This is a genomic window from Thermolongibacillus altinsuensis (genome assembly GCF_004341205.1).
GTDB classification, from domain to species: Bacteria; Bacillota; Bacilli; order Bacillales; family Anoxybacillaceae; genus Thermolongibacillus; species Thermolongibacillus altinsuensis.
This window is the reverse complement of record NZ_SLUL01000021.1, coordinates 1-15,069: the sequence shown is the minus strand read 5'-3', so window position 1 is coordinate 15,069 and position 15,069 is coordinate 1. Positions and strand designations below refer to the sequence as shown.

13 protein-coding genes and 1 pseudogene are annotated in these 15,069 nt (G+C 43.0%); 6 read left to right on the top strand and 8 right to left on the bottom strand.

Annotated elements, in window-relative coordinates; all coding sequences use genetic code 11:
- Positions 1 to 34: 34 nt before the first annotated feature.
- The 6 genes from hutG to EDD69_RS14055 all read right to left on the bottom strand — a co-directional run bounded on the left by hutG (position 35) and on the right by EDD69_RS14055 (position 7,933).
- On the bottom strand, positions 35 to 1,000 hold the full coding sequence (hutG, locus tag EDD69_RS14080; RefSeq protein WP_424565371.1) for a formimidoylglutamase: 966 nt from the start codon (positions 998 to 1,000) through the stop codon (positions 35 to 37).
- The gene (gene hutI / locus EDD69_RS14075) at positions 978 to 2,252 is read right to left on the bottom strand and encodes an imidazolonepropionase (RefSeq protein ID WP_132949546.1); all 1,275 of its coding nucleotides are present in this window, start codon (positions 2,250 to 2,252) and stop codon (positions 978 to 980) included. The genes hutG and hutI overlap by 23 nt, the downstream gene beginning before the upstream one ends.
- Positions 2,253 to 2,266: 14 nt before the next feature.
- Positions 2,267 to 3,934 (bottom strand): urocanate hydratase, encoded by a 1,668-nt coding sequence (gene hutU, locus EDD69_RS14070; protein WP_132949545.1) that lies wholly within the window; start codon positions 3,932 to 3,934, stop codon positions 2,267 to 2,269.
- Positions 3,935 to 3,947: 13 nt separating this feature from the next.
- Complete coding sequence (gene hutH, locus EDD69_RS14065) at positions 3,948 to 5,474, bottom strand: histidine ammonia-lyase (RefSeq protein WP_132949544.1); 1,527 nt, start codon at positions 5,472 to 5,474, stop codon at positions 3,948 to 3,950.
- A gap of 121 nt (positions 5,475 to 5,595) precedes the next feature.
- On the bottom strand, positions 5,596 to 6,045 hold the full coding sequence (gene hutP / locus EDD69_RS14060; RefSeq protein WP_132949543.1) for a hut operon transcriptional regulator HutP: 450 nt from the start codon (positions 6,043 to 6,045) through the stop codon (positions 5,596 to 5,598).
- Between the two features lie 433 nt (positions 6,046 to 6,478).
- A complete protein-coding gene (locus EDD69_RS14055) occupies positions 6,479 to 7,933 on the bottom strand; it encodes an alanine/glycine:cation symporter family protein (RefSeq protein ID WP_132949542.1) in 1,455 nt (484 codons plus the stop codon).
- Positions 7,934 to 8,212: 279 nt separating this feature from the next.
- Here EDD69_RS14055 and EDD69_RS14050 point away from each other — a divergent pair, with 279 nt between their 5' ends.
- From EDD69_RS14050 to EDD69_RS15835, 3 genes are all read left to right on the top strand, one after another.
- The gene (locus EDD69_RS14050; protein ID WP_132949541.1) at positions 8,213 to 9,310 is read left to right on the top strand and encodes a sensor histidine kinase; all 1,098 of its coding nucleotides are present in this window, start codon (positions 8,213 to 8,215) and stop codon (positions 9,308 to 9,310) included.
- Complete coding sequence (locus tag EDD69_RS14045) at positions 9,310 to 9,945, top strand: response regulator transcription factor (RefSeq protein ID WP_132949540.1); 636 nt, start codon at positions 9,310 to 9,312, stop codon at positions 9,943 to 9,945. The genes EDD69_RS14050 and EDD69_RS14045 overlap by 1 nt, the downstream gene beginning before the upstream one ends.
- Positions 9,946 to 10,167: 222 nt before the next feature.
- Positions 10,168 to 10,473 (top strand): TIGR04104 family putative zinc finger protein, encoded by a 306-nt coding sequence (locus tag EDD69_RS15835; RefSeq protein ID WP_132949539.1) that lies wholly within the window; start codon positions 10,168 to 10,170, stop codon positions 10,471 to 10,473.
- A gap of 51 nt (positions 10,474 to 10,524) precedes the next feature.
- Here EDD69_RS15835 and EDD69_RS14035 read toward each other — a convergent pair.
- A pseudogene (locus EDD69_RS14035) lies at positions 10,525 to 10,668 on the bottom strand (transposase-like zinc-binding domain-containing protein); the annotation flags it as partial.
- Positions 10,669 to 10,796: 128 nt separating this feature from the next.
- Between EDD69_RS14035 and EDD69_RS14030 the strand changes: the two are divergent.
- Genes EDD69_RS14030 through EDD69_RS14020 form a run of 3 tightly spaced genes read left to right on the top strand, consistent with a single transcriptional unit; the run spans position 10,797 to position 14,123 of the window.
- Positions 10,797 to 11,729 carry an ABC transporter ATP-binding protein gene (locus EDD69_RS14030; protein ID WP_132949538.1) on the top strand — a complete coding sequence of 311 codons (933 nt, stop codon included), beginning with the start codon at positions 10,797 to 10,799 and terminating at the stop codon, positions 11,727 to 11,729.
- Positions 11,730 to 11,742: 13 nt separating this feature from the next.
- Positions 11,743 to 13,011 (top strand): ABC transporter permease, encoded by a 1,269-nt coding sequence (locus EDD69_RS14025; RefSeq protein WP_132949537.1) that lies wholly within the window; start codon positions 11,743 to 11,745, stop codon positions 13,009 to 13,011.
- Positions 13,008 to 14,123 (top strand): ABC transporter permease, encoded by a 1,116-nt coding sequence (locus EDD69_RS14020; protein WP_132949536.1) that lies wholly within the window; start codon positions 13,008 to 13,010, stop codon positions 14,121 to 14,123. Before EDD69_RS14025 ends, EDD69_RS14020 begins: the two co-directional genes overlap by 4 nt.
- A gap of 114 nt (positions 14,124 to 14,237) precedes the next feature.
- Here EDD69_RS14020 and EDD69_RS14015 read toward each other — a convergent pair whose 3' ends face one another.
- Positions 14,238 to 14,753: an HXXEE domain-containing protein gene (locus EDD69_RS14015; RefSeq protein ID WP_132949535.1), complete on the bottom strand. Its 516-nt coding sequence runs from the start codon at positions 14,751 to 14,753 to the stop codon at positions 14,238 to 14,240.
- Between the last annotated feature and the right edge of the window lie 316 nt (positions 14,754 to 15,069).

The window sequence follows — 15,069 nt, the reverse complement described above, 5'->3', positions numbered from 1 at the left end:
AGAGAATGCTCCCCTCAAGCATCCTCTTTCATGCTTATGAAATCCATCCGGCTTTTTTCTTTCCTTTTAAAAATTGCATGATCACCCATGCGGCGGTTCGGCTTGTGATATCACGAAAGTCCACGGTCGGATCCACTTCAACGATATCCATTGCTTTGACGATTCCATATTCTCCTAGTGCAGCAATTGCTTCCAATAACGTATAGCTATCCATTCCGCCTGGACCTATGGCGGGACATCCCGGCGCGAACGCTTGATCCAAAACATCCATGTCCACCGAAACGTAAATCGCATCCACTTCTTGTTTCAGTTTTTCAATGCTTTCCCTTACAATCTCCTGGATGGGCCGTTCGCGAACGTCTTTCATTGTATAAATCGTGACCCCGTTCTGTTTTCCGTACTCCGTATACGCTTTGCTGTTCGCAAAATCGCGGATGCCAATCTGAATCAGATGGTTTCCATCCAATGTTCCCGACTCGATTAAACTTCGAAACGGCGTACCATTCGTTGGCCCCCCGTCTTCTAAATTGCGCAAATCGTGATGGGCGTCAAATTGAATGACCCCGACCTTCTCCCATCGCTTTCGGAATCCGCGAATCGCCGGGTAGCTAATCGAATGATCTCCGCCAAGGACCAGTAACAACGAATCGGGATTGACTGTCACGATTTGTTCGATCGTTTCAGCAATTCTCTCTTGAGATTGGACAAGATCGGTCGGATGCATCAAAATATCGCCGCAATCTGTCACCTTTATATCCGCTAAATCGATATTCTCCTCAACGGAATAAGTGGTGTAGGAAGAAAGCATTTTTCGGATGGCACTCGGAGCAAAAGACGCTCCCGAGTGGCTGATCGAAGACTTCGATAAAGGAGCTCCAATGAGGCAGACCTCTCCCGCCTCATTTCCGTTCCACTTCTGCAAGATTTCATTTGCCTTTGTGACATGACGGTCTTGAAATAAAGCTCCCCCTGCTTCTTTAAGAAAGCGAAACATTGACATCGTATCCCCCCTTTTTCACCACCACTTTTCCTTCTTTTAAGACCATGTGGACATGATTCACTCCGTAATGATAAGGAACATACGCATAATTCGGTGCGTCCCAAATGACGATATCCGCCTTTCTGCCAATGGCGATGCGTCCCGCTTCCTCCCCGCGGTTAATCGCATAAGCGGCATTCACCGTGACGGCATGCCAAATTTCTTCCGGTGTCATGTTGAGCTTTAGGGCCGCTAATGACATAATGAGCTGCAAATTTTCTGTAGGCGAACTTCCGGGATTGAAGTCCGTCGCCAGCGCAACAGACGCTCCCGCTTCAATCATCTCGCGCGCTCTTGCGTATTTTTCTTTCGCTAAATAAAACGAAGTTCCCGGCAGCAAAACAGCAATCGTATTTGACTTCGCCAGCTGCGCGATGCCAACATCCGATGCGCCGACAAGGTGGTCACCGCTGACCGCGCCCAGTTCAACCGCTAATTCCGTTCCGCCAAGCGGTTCGATTTCATCCGCGTGAATTTTCACGGCGAATCCAAGCGATTTTGCCGCTTGTAAAAACGCGCGCGACTGCTCGACCGTAAACACGCCCGTTTCGCAAAAAATATCGACAAATTCGGCCAGCTCTTCTTTTTGAATGGTATGAAGCAAGGCGGCCATCCGCTCAAGAAACTCGTCCGGATTGTCTTTATGCTCCGGCGGAATCGCGTGCGCGCCGAGAAACGTGGAGACAAGGTCGATCGGATGTTCTTGTTGAAGGCGTTGAACGACTCGCAATTGTTTGAGTTCCGTTTCTTCATTCAATCCGTAGCCGCTTTTCGCCTCAACGGTTGTCACGCCGTAAGACAGCATCCGATCAAGATGAAACTTCGCTTTTTCAAAAAGTTCTTCTTCGCTTGCTGCTCTCGTTGCCCGTACGGTTGATAAAATGCCGCCGCCTCGTTTTAAAATCTCTAAATATGGAACGCCTTGCTGTTTCAGGGCCAGTTCATGCTCTCGGGAGCCGCCGAACACAAGATGTGTATGCGGGTCAACAAGCCCCGGCGTTACAAGCTTTCCGTTTGCATCGATCACTTGATCAGCGCGAAATCCTTTTGCTTCTTCATTTGTTCCGATAAACGCAATTTTTCCATCTTTCAAGCCAATCGCAGCATTCTCCAGCACGGGGAGCTTTTTCATTTGCTCCCCTTTAGCCGGACCGCTTCCTTCCATTGTTAAAAGCTGGCCAATGTTTGTAATGAGCGTATCGAAATGAGACATTTGCCACTTCCTCCTTACTGGTACTTTCGCATCGGAATCGTGATGCCCATTTCGTCCGCGACTTCAATCGCTCGTTCATAACCCGCATCGGCATGACGAATGATTCCCATGCCTGGATCTGTCGTCAACACACGCTCTAAACGTTCTTTTGCCAAATCGGTCCCATCGGCAACAACGACCATTCCGGCATGCAGCGAATAACCCATGCCGACACCGCCGCCATGATGGAAGGAAATCCATGAGCCGCCAGCGGCCGTGTTAATCAAAGCGTTGAGCACCGCCCAGTCGCCAATGGCGTCGCTTCCGTCTTTCATCGCTTCCGTTTCGCGGTTTGGCGAAGCAACTGAACCGCAATCTAAATGATCGCGTCCGATGACAATTGGTGCTTTTAACTCTCCTTTGCGCACCAATTCGTTGATCGCAAGCCCCATTTTCACGCGCTCGCCATATCCCAACCAGCAAATGCGAGCAGGAAGCCCTTGAAATTTTACTTTCTTCTGCGCCATATCGATCCAGCGAATAAGCGCCTCATTTTCTGGGAACAGTTCTTTAATCAGGGCGTCTGTTCGATAAATATCTTCCGGATCACCCGATAATGCCACCCATCGGAACGGTCCTTTTCCTTCGCAGAATAACGGGCGAATATAGGCTGGAACGAAACCTGGAAACGCAAATGCATCCTCAACCCCTTCATCTTTTGCTACTTGGCGAATATTGTTGCCATAGTCGAATACAATCGCTCCTCGTTTTTGGAACTCCAACATCGCTTCTACATGTTTGGCCATGCTTTGTTTGGAGCGGCGCACGTATTCATCCGGATTGCTCTTGCGCAATGCCGCCGCTTCATCCAGTGACATCCCTTCTGGAATATACCCGTTTAACGGATCATGCGCCGACGTTTGGTCAGTGACGATATCCACTTTTACACCGCGTTTTAACAGCTCATGATGCACTTCTGCGGCATTGCCGACAAGCCCGATTGACAGCGGCTCGCCTTTTTCTTTTGCCTCATGCGCCCAAAGAAGCGCTTCGTCCAATGAATCAGTCATGCGGTCGCAATAGTTGGTATCCAACCGTTTTTGAATGCGGCTTGGGTCGACTTCAACCGCGATGACAACCCCTTCATTCATGGTTACCGCCAGAGGCTGCGCACCGCCCATTCCTCCTAAGCCAGCTGTGAGCGTTAACGTCCCTTTCAATGTTCCGCCGAAATGTTTTTTCGCCACTGCGGCAAACGTTTCGTACGTTCCTTGCAAAATTCCTTGCGTACCGATGTAAATCCAACTGCCCGCTGTCATTTGTCCGTACATGATTAACCCTTTTTGATCTAGCTCATGGAAATGCTCCCAGTTTGCCCATTTTGGGACGAGAACCGAGTTGGAAATCAGCACTCTCGGTGCGCGTTCATGCGTTTTAAACACACCGACCGGCTTTCCGGATTGAATGAGAAGCGTTTCATCTTTTTCAAGCTCTCGCAATGTTTTGACGATCGCGTCAAACGCTTCCCAGTTTCGCGCCGCTTTCCCAATGCCGCCGTATACAATAAGCTCCTCCGGTTTTTCGGCAACTTCCGGGTCTAAATTGTTATAGAGCATGCGAAGAACCGCTTCTTGTTCCCAGCCTTTGCACTCCAATTCAAGACCTTTTTTCGCTTTAATGTTGCGTGAAGTTATTTGACTCATCATTGTTTCCTCCTTATGAATATTGATTGATGGGTGTGATTGTTTGAAGAAAAAAGGGCCAGTCAACATCTTTCAACCATTGCGCCGCCGCTTCGATGTCTTTGGAAAAGATGCGGTCTTTTGTGATGGATGGAACAATTTTTCGCGCGGCTTCATAAAACTTTCTCGTCTTTGGCGCCATGTTCTCCACACCGCGATACTCAACGGCTTGCATGGCACAAATCAGTTCAATCGCGAGCACCCGCCTTGTGTTTTGTAAAATGGCATACGCATGTCGGGAAGCGATCGTGCCCATGCTGACATGGTCTTCTTGATTCGCAGACGACGGAATCGAATCGACGCTTGCCGGATGAGCGAGCGTTTTATTTTCGGATACGAGCGAAGCTGCGGCATACTGCATAATCATCGCTCCCGACTGCAAACCCGGAGCTGGGCTTAAAAACGGCGGCAAATCGTTTAATTGCGGATTCACCAGCCGCTCAATTCGGCGCTCTGAGATGTTCGCCAGCTCAGCAATCGCGATTTTCATAAAATCCATCGCAAGCGCAATCGGCTGACCGTGAAAATTCCCGCCGGAAATCACCTTCGCCCCGTCTTCAAAAATGAGCGGATTGTCCGTTGCTGCGTTCATTTCAATTTCCAGCTTTTCTTTTACATAATCAAGCGCTTGCCAAGAAGCTCCATGCACTTGCGGAATGCAGCGAAGCGAGTAAGCATCTTGCACGCGCAGCTCGCCTTGTCTTGTCGTCAATTTGCTGTCCGCTAAATAATCGCGAATTCTTGCTGCTACTTCCACCTGCTGCCTGTAACCGCGGACGAGATGCACCTGTTCATCAAACGCATCAATAATCCCGCGCAACCCTTCGATCGTCATGGCGGCAATGGCTTCGCTTTCATACGCCAGCTGTTCCGCTTCTAAATAAACGACCACTCCCATTGCCGTCATCGCCTGAGTGCCGTTAATAAGCGCCAATCCTTCTTTCGCCTTTAACGCAATCGGGGCAATGCCTTCTTTTGATAACGCTTCTATAGCGGGAACTCGCTTGCCGCGATAAAACACTTCCCCTTCTCCTAAAAGAGCAAGCACTAGATGAGAAAGCGGAGCGAGGTCGCCGCTTGCCCCAAGCGAGCCTTGCTGCGGAATGACCGGATGGATTTTTGCGTTCAATAAATCCAACAACCGTTCAATTACGATTGGCCGCACACCGGAATATCCTTTTAAAAGGGCGTTGGCACGAAGAAGGAGCATAGCGCGAGACACAACTTCCGGAAACGGCTCCCCCACGCCGCATGCGTGCGAATGAATTAAATTCCATTGCAGTTCTTCGACATCATCCGCGTCAATCAAGACGTCGCTGAACTTTCCGAATCCTGTATTGATGCCGTATACCACTTTTTTATTCGCAACAATCTCTTCCACCGCTTTTCTGCTTCGCTCCACAGCCTCCATACTCTCTTTGGAAGCGATGACAAATTCATCGCGGTACAACACCCGTTTTACTTCCTCTAACGTTAACGTATGACCAGTTAAAACGACCATGTTTTCTCCACCCTCTCCATCGCTTTAGCGAAATAAAAAAGGAGGCTATATTCGCACATACACATATTACGTATTGCGAATGCAGCCTCCTCATGACTAAAAAACTATAGGCTTCCTATATTTAAATATGGTTGATTCCTAATCCAATCGTTTCGTGTTCCAGCCCGCGAATCGGCGCGCCGATCGTACCATATAAAGCAACGGCGATCCATTCTCCTTCCTCGCTGTTTTCATACGGTTTTCCGCGGACAACAGCGAAACGAAGACCGACTGTTCTCATTAAATCTCCTAAATCAACCTGTCCTCTCGTTACGCCTTGCATCGCCTCAATCACCGCATGATACAGCGCATGCATTTCTCGATATAGCTCACCGTTCACAACATCGTTTCGCTTCGCTGCCGTTTCAATGGAAGCAACAATTTTTTGCAGTTCCATTGAACCGACTTTCCCTTTGCAATAGCGCCATTGCAAGCTCTCTAAATGAGCAGTGATTTCCGCTTCTTCCTCCTCTTCCAAAAGCGCTAAGAGCACAGCGTTGCGCCCAATCCTTCCTTTTGCTTGCTTCAGCATGCCAATCAGCACCTATTTTTTAAATTTTCTAAACAGACTAATAACTTACTATTATTGTAACCGTCCTATTTTCTTATTGTCAATGATTTATTACCATATTTTAACAAATTAATAAATTAGCAAACTAAAGAATCGCACATTGATCTGTATAGATTCAAGTTGAGTTTCCGACATGTCTCATCATGAATAGAAGACCGCTTTTCTGCCATAGGCGACAAGATTTTTCTTGCCGCCCAGGCATGCTAGAAGCATGCCGATTCCGAACGTAAAACGCATGACAGACAAATTCATTTGTCTGGTGACGTTTTCGTTCGGAGAAGTGGCAGAAAAGCTTATTTATGTCGAAAAATTAAACTTAATATATGGCATTTGTATTCGCAATAAACGAAAAGCAGGAATCATCACGATCCCTGCTTTTGAAAGATATCTTCCGTTAAGAAACTTGTTCTTCATCTCTCTTAAAATCATTGACCCAATAGTCCGCATTTTTAATACCGAGATTCACAGGGTTAAACACCGGATCTTTCCCCTGTTTCTTCTGCTCCTCATAATCTTTCAACGCCTTTAATGCCGGTTTGGCAAGAATGACAATGGCAATAATATTTAGCCAAACCATGATTCCTAAACCAACATCGCCTAATGCCCACGCAAGGCCGGCTGTTTTGACAGATCCGTAGAAAGTTGCCCCAAGAATGCCAACTTTTAATAAAAACATCGGTAATCTACTATCTCTTCCACGGGTTAAATAGGCAATGTTTGTTTCAGCGATATAATAATAGGCCATGATCGTCGTAAACGCGAAGAAAAATAGCGCAACCGCCACAAATCCTGCTCCAAAACCAGGAAATACGGTTTCAATGGCTGCTTGTGTATAAGCAGGACCAGGCTCAACATCGCCTAAGTTGTTCACAATATAAGAACCGTCTGGCGCTTGAGTATTATACATTCCTGTGAACAAAATCATAAATGCTGTTGCGGAACATACAAGCAAGGTATCAACATACACTGAAAACGCTTGCACTAATCCTTGCTTTGCTGGGTGGGATACTTCAGCAGCGGCGGCGGCATGCGCTCCAGTACCTTGACCGGCTTCGTTCGAGTAAATTCCTCGCTTGACTCCCCATGAAATAGCCATACCAAGAATACCACCAAATGCTTGGTCAAACCCGAGTGCACTTTTGAAAATTAATGCCATCACATGCGGCAATTCTGTAATATTCATTGCGACAATGATGATGGATAAAAGGATATAGCCGAGCGCCATAAAAGGAACGACATACTGTGCTACCGTTGCAATCCGTTTGACTCCCCCAAAAATAATAGTCCCTAATAAAAGAACTAAAATGATTCCTGTAACCGTCGGGCTCATATCAAATGCATTGTTTAATCCTGCTGCAATCGAGTTGGCTTGAATGCCAGGCATTAATAAACCAACCGCAAGAATAGCTGATAACGCAAACAAGACAGCATACCATTTCCAACCTGTTCCCTTCTCAATATAATAGGCTGGTCCTCCGCGATATTGACCGTCTTGTTTCACTTTATAAATTTGTGCCAGCGTCGATTCAACAAAAGCGCTTGATGCCCCGATAAAGGCAATTGCCCACATCCAAAAGACAGCCCCTGGACCACCGAACGCAATCGCAGTCGCTGTTCCAGCAATATTCCCTGTACCAACGCGTCCGGAAAGAGCAAGAGACAACGCTTGGAAAGAAGACACGCCAGCATCTGAACTTTTCCCTTGGAACATGAGAGCAATCATATCCTTAAAATGCCTGACCTGCAAAAAGCGCGTGACAATCGAGAAAAGCAGCCCGACACCAAGGCAAAGATAAATCATGACGGGACTCCATAAGATCTCATTCAGCTTGTTTACAAAATCCTCCAAAATAACTCCCCCTTGTTCATTTTTTGCTTTCATTAATAATTATAAGAATTTTTTAATTTATTAGAATTATAGATAAAATTTTGTTGTAAAACAATAAAATTTTTTAACTAATGATGCATTTCCACAATGACTTTTCTCATTTCTTTTCACCAGTGAAAGCTTCATTATGTTAGAAAGCAATGTTAGAAAACAAAACTCATTTTATGTATCGACCTAAGTTATTGACATTTATCAAAAAATTCAGTATTTTATGTTTATATTGGAAATTGAGGGTTATTTATGAAGATGTTGATCGTTCGTTCACTTCTATTTGCAACTTTATGGACTCTCTATTTATATCATCACTTTCATCAATCGAAGCATCTTGCCATTTTATTGTTCATCAGCTCGATTGTGATTGGAAGTTATTTTTTTGTTTCCGCCGCAAAACGTCCACTTGTTTTATACATCGCCATCGACTTTTTACTCGTTTTAGCTGAATGGCGATATCCGCTTTCCAACCATATGTACTCTCTCTTACTGCTTTTATATGTTTACACAGAGTCAATTTTTCGATTGCCCCATTCGGCATTTCGCGTATTGACATGTTTTCATCTTCTTTGTTCATCGATGATTATTTTGATGAAAACTCACCAAATCGAATGGCTTTTTATTTTGATGCTTCTTTCATCCATCTCGGTTTTGTTCAATCAAAATATGTCCGAAAAGGAGGAACAAAGGCAACTTTATGAACAGTTGCTTGGAGAGTATCGGCGTTTAAAGCGCTTAAACTATCAAACGGAAAGAGCTGCTCGATTAGAAGAACGAACGAGGATTGCGCGCGATATTCATGATTCCGTGGGGCATAAACTAACCGCCCTTTTAATGCAGCTGGAAATGTTATCTATCAAAAACCCACGAGAAGAATACGAGGAACTAAAACATTTTGTCCGTGAAAGTTTAGAAGAAACAAGACATGCAGTTCGCGCATTAAAAACGGAAGAACACGAAGGAATTTCCTCTGTATTGCAACTCATTCGAAAATTAGAGTCAGAAAGTCATATTTTGGTTCATTTTACGATCAAGCGAGGAGCCTTATCCGTCCGTCTGACCAACCAACAAAATGTTGTTTTATATCGAGTGATTCAGGAGTCGCTCACCAATGCGATGAGACATGCTCAATCCAGAGAAGTGTTTGTTATATTAGGAAAATCAGCAGTCGGTGAACTCGAATTTTTAATTAAAAATCGAATTTTTGACCCGAAGCCGTTTCAGTTAGGTTTTGGTTTAAAGAATATGAAGGAACGAGTGAAAGAAGTAGGCGGGACGCTGCGCGTGTTTCAAACGAATGAAGAGTTTGTGATTCAAGGAACTTTACTGGCAAAAGAGGTGTCGTGATGACCATTCGGATTTTATTAGTGGAAGATCAAGCGATTGTTCGACAAGGACTTAAAATGATGATTGAACAAGACGGCCAACTAAAAGTCGTTGCTGAGGCCACGAATGGGTTAGAGGCCCTAGAAAAAATGGAGAACCATATCATTGATCTTGTTCTTATGGATATTCGAATGCCTGTCATGAACGGAGTGGAAGCAACCAAAAAAATCAAAGCGCGTTGGGCGGATGTGAAAATCCTTATTTTAACAACATTCAATGATGACGAGTATGCGATGCAGACATTAAAAGACGGCGCAAGCGGCTTTTTATTAAAAACAGCTGATTCCAAAAAGCTGATCGAGGCGATTCACAGTTGTATGAAAGGCGGAATGACGATTCATGAAGAGGTTGCCGCAAAAATCGTTCCGAAGTTGTTAGAAAAACCGCAAAAGGACCCTTTTCCCATCCCTTTAACCCCTCGTGAGTTGGCGATTGCCAAATTGGTCGGAGAAGGAAAAACGAATAAAGAAATTGCAGCCGAGCTTCATTTATCTTTAGGGACCGTTAAAAATTATATTACGCAAATCTTACAAAAACTTGACCTTCGCGATCGAACACAGCTTGCCATTTATGCCGTCAAACACGATATTTGCTAGCAACATTGAGGCTGTTCCGAAAGTCCATGGCTAGCTCCCACAACACAATATATAGGACATAACATTGGATAAATGAAATATATATTGTGAAACTCGCGTGAGGTCAGCCCCTTATGAGACAGCGCCATTTTTTATTGGCTATTTTCTAAAAGATTGTTGTTATCAGTCATAGAAAAGATGTATATCACATGGTAAAATAAAACAAAAAAGGAGTTAGTTTCAATGGAATTGCCAAAATGTTGTAAATGCAACCATAAATTTAGTTGGAGAAGCATATTTCGTGCTTCGTTCAAATTTAGGCAAGAAATAAAGTGTCCTGAATGTGGAACAAAAATATATCCAACAATGAAATCAAGACAAAAAATAAGTTTAATGACTAATATACCATTGATCATATCCTTTGCACTACTGGCATTTGGGCTTCCATTTAAGTTTGCTATTTTGATATTTTTGTCGTTAACAGTTCTTGTAATGACATTGATACCATTTTTATATTCGTTTGTCGATAAAGAAGAGCCCCTTTGGTGAAAAAGAACGCAATTTTATTATTGCGTTCTTTTTTTAGCTGGTCATTCTAAACCACTTGTGAGGGTATCTCGTTCCTGACAATGGACTATCTGTTTGTTATATCATGGAATGATTTCCCACAGTCCTTACAGAGAGATAGCATTGACGAGAGCGATATTTGCCATTGCGTTTCATAGACACATTTCCGCAATGGATTCACGCTCCATTCAGCAACAATTTATGCCAACATGACTGAGGTCATATTTTTTTGAAAAATAAATGACTTGCGATAGTGTGAATGACAACTCGAAAAACATAACAATGAAACTAAGGAGGCGAGGAACATGTTAGAAGCAGTAGAACTGACCAAGCAATTTAAGCAACATAAAGCGGTCAATAAAGCGAGTTTGTTTTTAGAAAGAGGAGAAATCGTCGGGTTGCTGGGGCCGAACGGAGCAGGAAAATCAACGACGATTGCGATGATTTCCACCTTAATTCCACCGACGAGCGGCGATGTTCGTTTCAATAACGAAAGCGTCATTAAACATCCGCATAAACTGCGAAACGTATTAGGAGTCGTGCCGCAAGAAATCGCGTTGTACTCCGACCTATCCGCAAAAGAAAATTTGCAGTTTTTCGGAAAAATTTATCGCCTATCAGGGATGGAATTAAAAACGAGAATCGAAGAAGTTTTAGAGATTGTCGGGTTAACCGATCGGCAAAATGATCTCGTCAAACACTTCTCTGGCGGAATGAAAAGAAGATTAAATATTGGTGTGGCCTTATTACATGAACCAAAATTCATTATTATGGACGAACCGACCGTCGGCATTGACCCGCAGTCCAGAAACTACATTTTAGAAACGGTCAAGCGATTGAACGAAGAAAAAAAAATGACGGTGTTATACACCAGCCACTACATGGAAGAAGTCGAGTTTTTATGCGATCGAATTTACATTATGGATCAAGGTCATATCATTGTTTCAGGAACGAAAGAAGAAATTAAAAATATTTTATCATCGGAAGATACGATTCAAATAAAAGTGGAACGAGCCAATGAATCTTTTATTCAAGCCTTGCATCAAAATCCAATCATCAGCCGTGTCACGGTTCAAGATGGCCTAATCACCATTTTGGCTCCAAAAGAAGTCAATCTATTGTCAACCCTATTTAAACTGGCTGACGAGACAAAGACGGTTTTGACATCCGTTGAAATCAAAACACCAACCTTAGAAGATGTGTTTCTCCATTTAACTGGACGCGCACTGCGCGATTAAAGGAGGACATGACATGATTAGTCCATTTATAAAGAAACAATTTTTATTGTTGATTCGAAACCCGCAGGAGCTGCTGCTTCTTCTAGGCATGCCGTTCATTTTAATTACGATATTAGGTTTTGCGCTTGGAAGTTTTATGAATAATGAAGGAACAAACATTCACGCCAAAGTAGCCTTTGTCGAACATGGGAACGAACAAGAAGACTTTAAAACATTCGTAAATGATGTAAAAAACATGCCGATGCCAGTGGAACAGAAGGAAATGCTGGTGAAAACAGCAGAAAAGATGTTGCCCATCACCATGTTAAAAAATGATGTTTTTGGTTCAAAAGAAATACAACCGTATATTGAATTCGTAACCGTTCCTCCATCTGAGCTTGATGAAACCCGGCAAAGCGACCGTTATGCAGCGATTATTGAAGTTCCTGAGCATTTCTCCTATGCCTTTTTAAACAACGCGATGTTTGGAGGAAACGTTCAACCTAAACTTTCGATTTATATGAATGAAGGAAAACAAATGGCCGCTAAATTAGTAGAAGATATCCTTATTGAATTCCAGGAACAATATTCCATATTTTCCGCACCCGGAAAAGCCGGAGTGGCAAGCAATTCATTGGAATTGCCTGCTATTAATGTGAAAGGGGAAATGGAAACCGTTACGAAAAAGAAACCAATGACGGCATCTACCTATTATACGGTTGGAATGAGCGTCATGTTCGTGTTATATATCGCGTCCTATATCGCCTCTTATGCCTTCCGTGAAAAACAGTCTCATGTTTTCCAGCGGATTTTACTTGCTAATGTTCCAAAAAGGGCTTATATATCTAGCATTTTTCTTACGGCAATGATTCTCGCGTTTGTTCAGCTTATCATTTTATACGGGTTGGCTGCTCTGTTTTATGATGTTAAATGGCCAAATATGACGTCATTTCTATCTATCACCGTTTCTCTTTGCTTCGCTGTCGGAGGTTTAGCCGTGCTACTAACCGCTTTAAACTATAGAATGAACTCGGAAAATGTATCAATCTTTTTCTCAAGTACGATCGTTTCGATTTTGTCATTTCTTGGGGGAAGTTTTTTCCCTTCTGGCCAAATTTCAGAATTTATCCGTATAGTAGGAGATTTAACCCCGAATGGTGCCAGCATGACGGCCTATTTAAAAATTTTACAAGGTTATGAGTTATCTGCAGTCATTGGGTCGGTTTGGTATTTATGCGCCTTTGGTGTTGTCATCCTCATCTGCAGCATTTGGATTTTCCCAAAAAGGGGGGATTTATCATGATGGGAGTTTTATCGGCAAAATTTCGCCTTTTTATCCGAAAACCATGGATGTTTCTAATTACATCTGTCATTTGCATTGTATTTGCTTTATTAATTGGCGAAGCAAACAAAAAAGAAATACGAGTCCCTGTTTACAGCGATCTCTCAAAAAAAGAAGTAACAGATCTATTTCATTCCCTCCAGCAATCGGATTTATTTACTTTTGAATGGATGGATGAGGATGATGTTCATAAACTTGTCAGCGAGGGCAAGGTTGTAGCGGGAGTTAAGCTAGAGAAGGATGATTTCCGCTTAATTGTATCCTCCAAAACCGCCAATGTCTATTTAATTGGTCAATATGTCCAAAAAGTTTATACCAAAGAAATGCAAACGAAAAAGATCATCGAAAGCGCGACGAAAAATCCGAATATAAGCGTTGAAAACGTTAAAGACGCACTCCATGATGCAAAAACTCATCCCATTTTTACGCTGGAAAAGAAACGGTTTCGCGGGGAAGAGACCGTGATTATAGACGGCCAACTGCAATCCATCTTTGGTTTTTCATTATTTTTCGTCATCTACACGATTGCTTATAACGTTCTTTATATTTTAATCGAAAAACGGGAAGGAATTTGGAATCGGATGATTTTGTCCCCGATCAAAAAATGGGAGATATACGCAGGGAATTTAATCTACAGCTTTATCATGGGCTATATCCAAGTAGCGCTCATACTGGTCGTTTTTCGCTTTGCCATTGGCATCGATTTTCACGGCAAACTGTTAACCATCTTCTTGCTGCTAATTCCTTATGTGTTTGCGATTGTTGCCTTATCGATTTTTATCACAGGAATTGCCAAAAACGTACAGCAATTCAACGCTATCCTTCCACTGATCGCTGTCAGCATGGCAATGATTGGCGGAGCGTACTGGCCGTTAGAGATTGTATCCTCCAATGTGCTATTGACGCTCTCTAAATTCGTCCCGGTCACGTATGGAATGGAATTGCTAAAGAGGGCCGTAATCTACGGCGATTCATTCACTGATTTGTTATATCCGATCAGCATTTTATGCTTCATGGGCGTTGTATTGGCAGGACTAGGAATTAACATCATGGAAAGAAGGCACGTTGCATAAGAGTTTTCGGCATATCTCATCATAAATCGAAAGAGGCATCTCCTGAAGGGACGGTTCGAAATCCGTATCACTTTATAAAAAAACGGAGGCCTCTTTTTTATTTTCATGTACCTCCTACCCTGCCAATAAGCTCGATATCAGCAGGAAAACAATAATAAGCGGATTCATCGCAATTACACTAAACACTAAATACACAAAGATTTCTCTCATTTGGATGCGATTGTTTTTGACGAATAGATAAAGGATATACGCCATATAAGGAATCATAAGCACAACGGCAGAAATGAGCCCTGGAACATAATGTCTGTACACAAAAAACTGACCGGCATGAACCACCCCATTCACCAGCAATAAACAGATACAAAAAACGGTGAGATGAAGCGTGATCCGACTGCGCTTCTTATATTCCATCCAGACAATGATACTAACGGTCAAAGTAAGCAGTACCATTGCAATGGCTACATTTTTCAATTCATATAATCGTGCCAAAAACGGATAATCATCTAAAATTTCATTCGCCCATCCTTGAAGAAATGGAAGCTCCTCTATATTGTGAATCGCAAATACAATCGGCAGGAGCCATAAAATTTGATAAGGATGGATGCTTTTCTTCTTTTCTCGTTTCATCATCACGTTTGCTTCGATCGTGCATCATCTCCCATCCGTTTGTTTATCCCTCTTTAGGGAGTGCTTTTACGTTTGAGCATCACGAAAAATAATCCGATCCATAAATATCATCGTTTTCATTTCAGCAACACCTTATGTAAATATTTCCAAATAGATAAATTTCAACAAGATTCACGAAATTCCTTCTTCATGATAGAAATTCTAAAACAAAACCCCTTTGCCATTTGATATTATCCCTCTTGTGTAGACAGTGTAGAAAAAGGACACACTGCTATACAGGAGGGATTTTTTTGGATAAATCAAATGCAAAATACAAAAG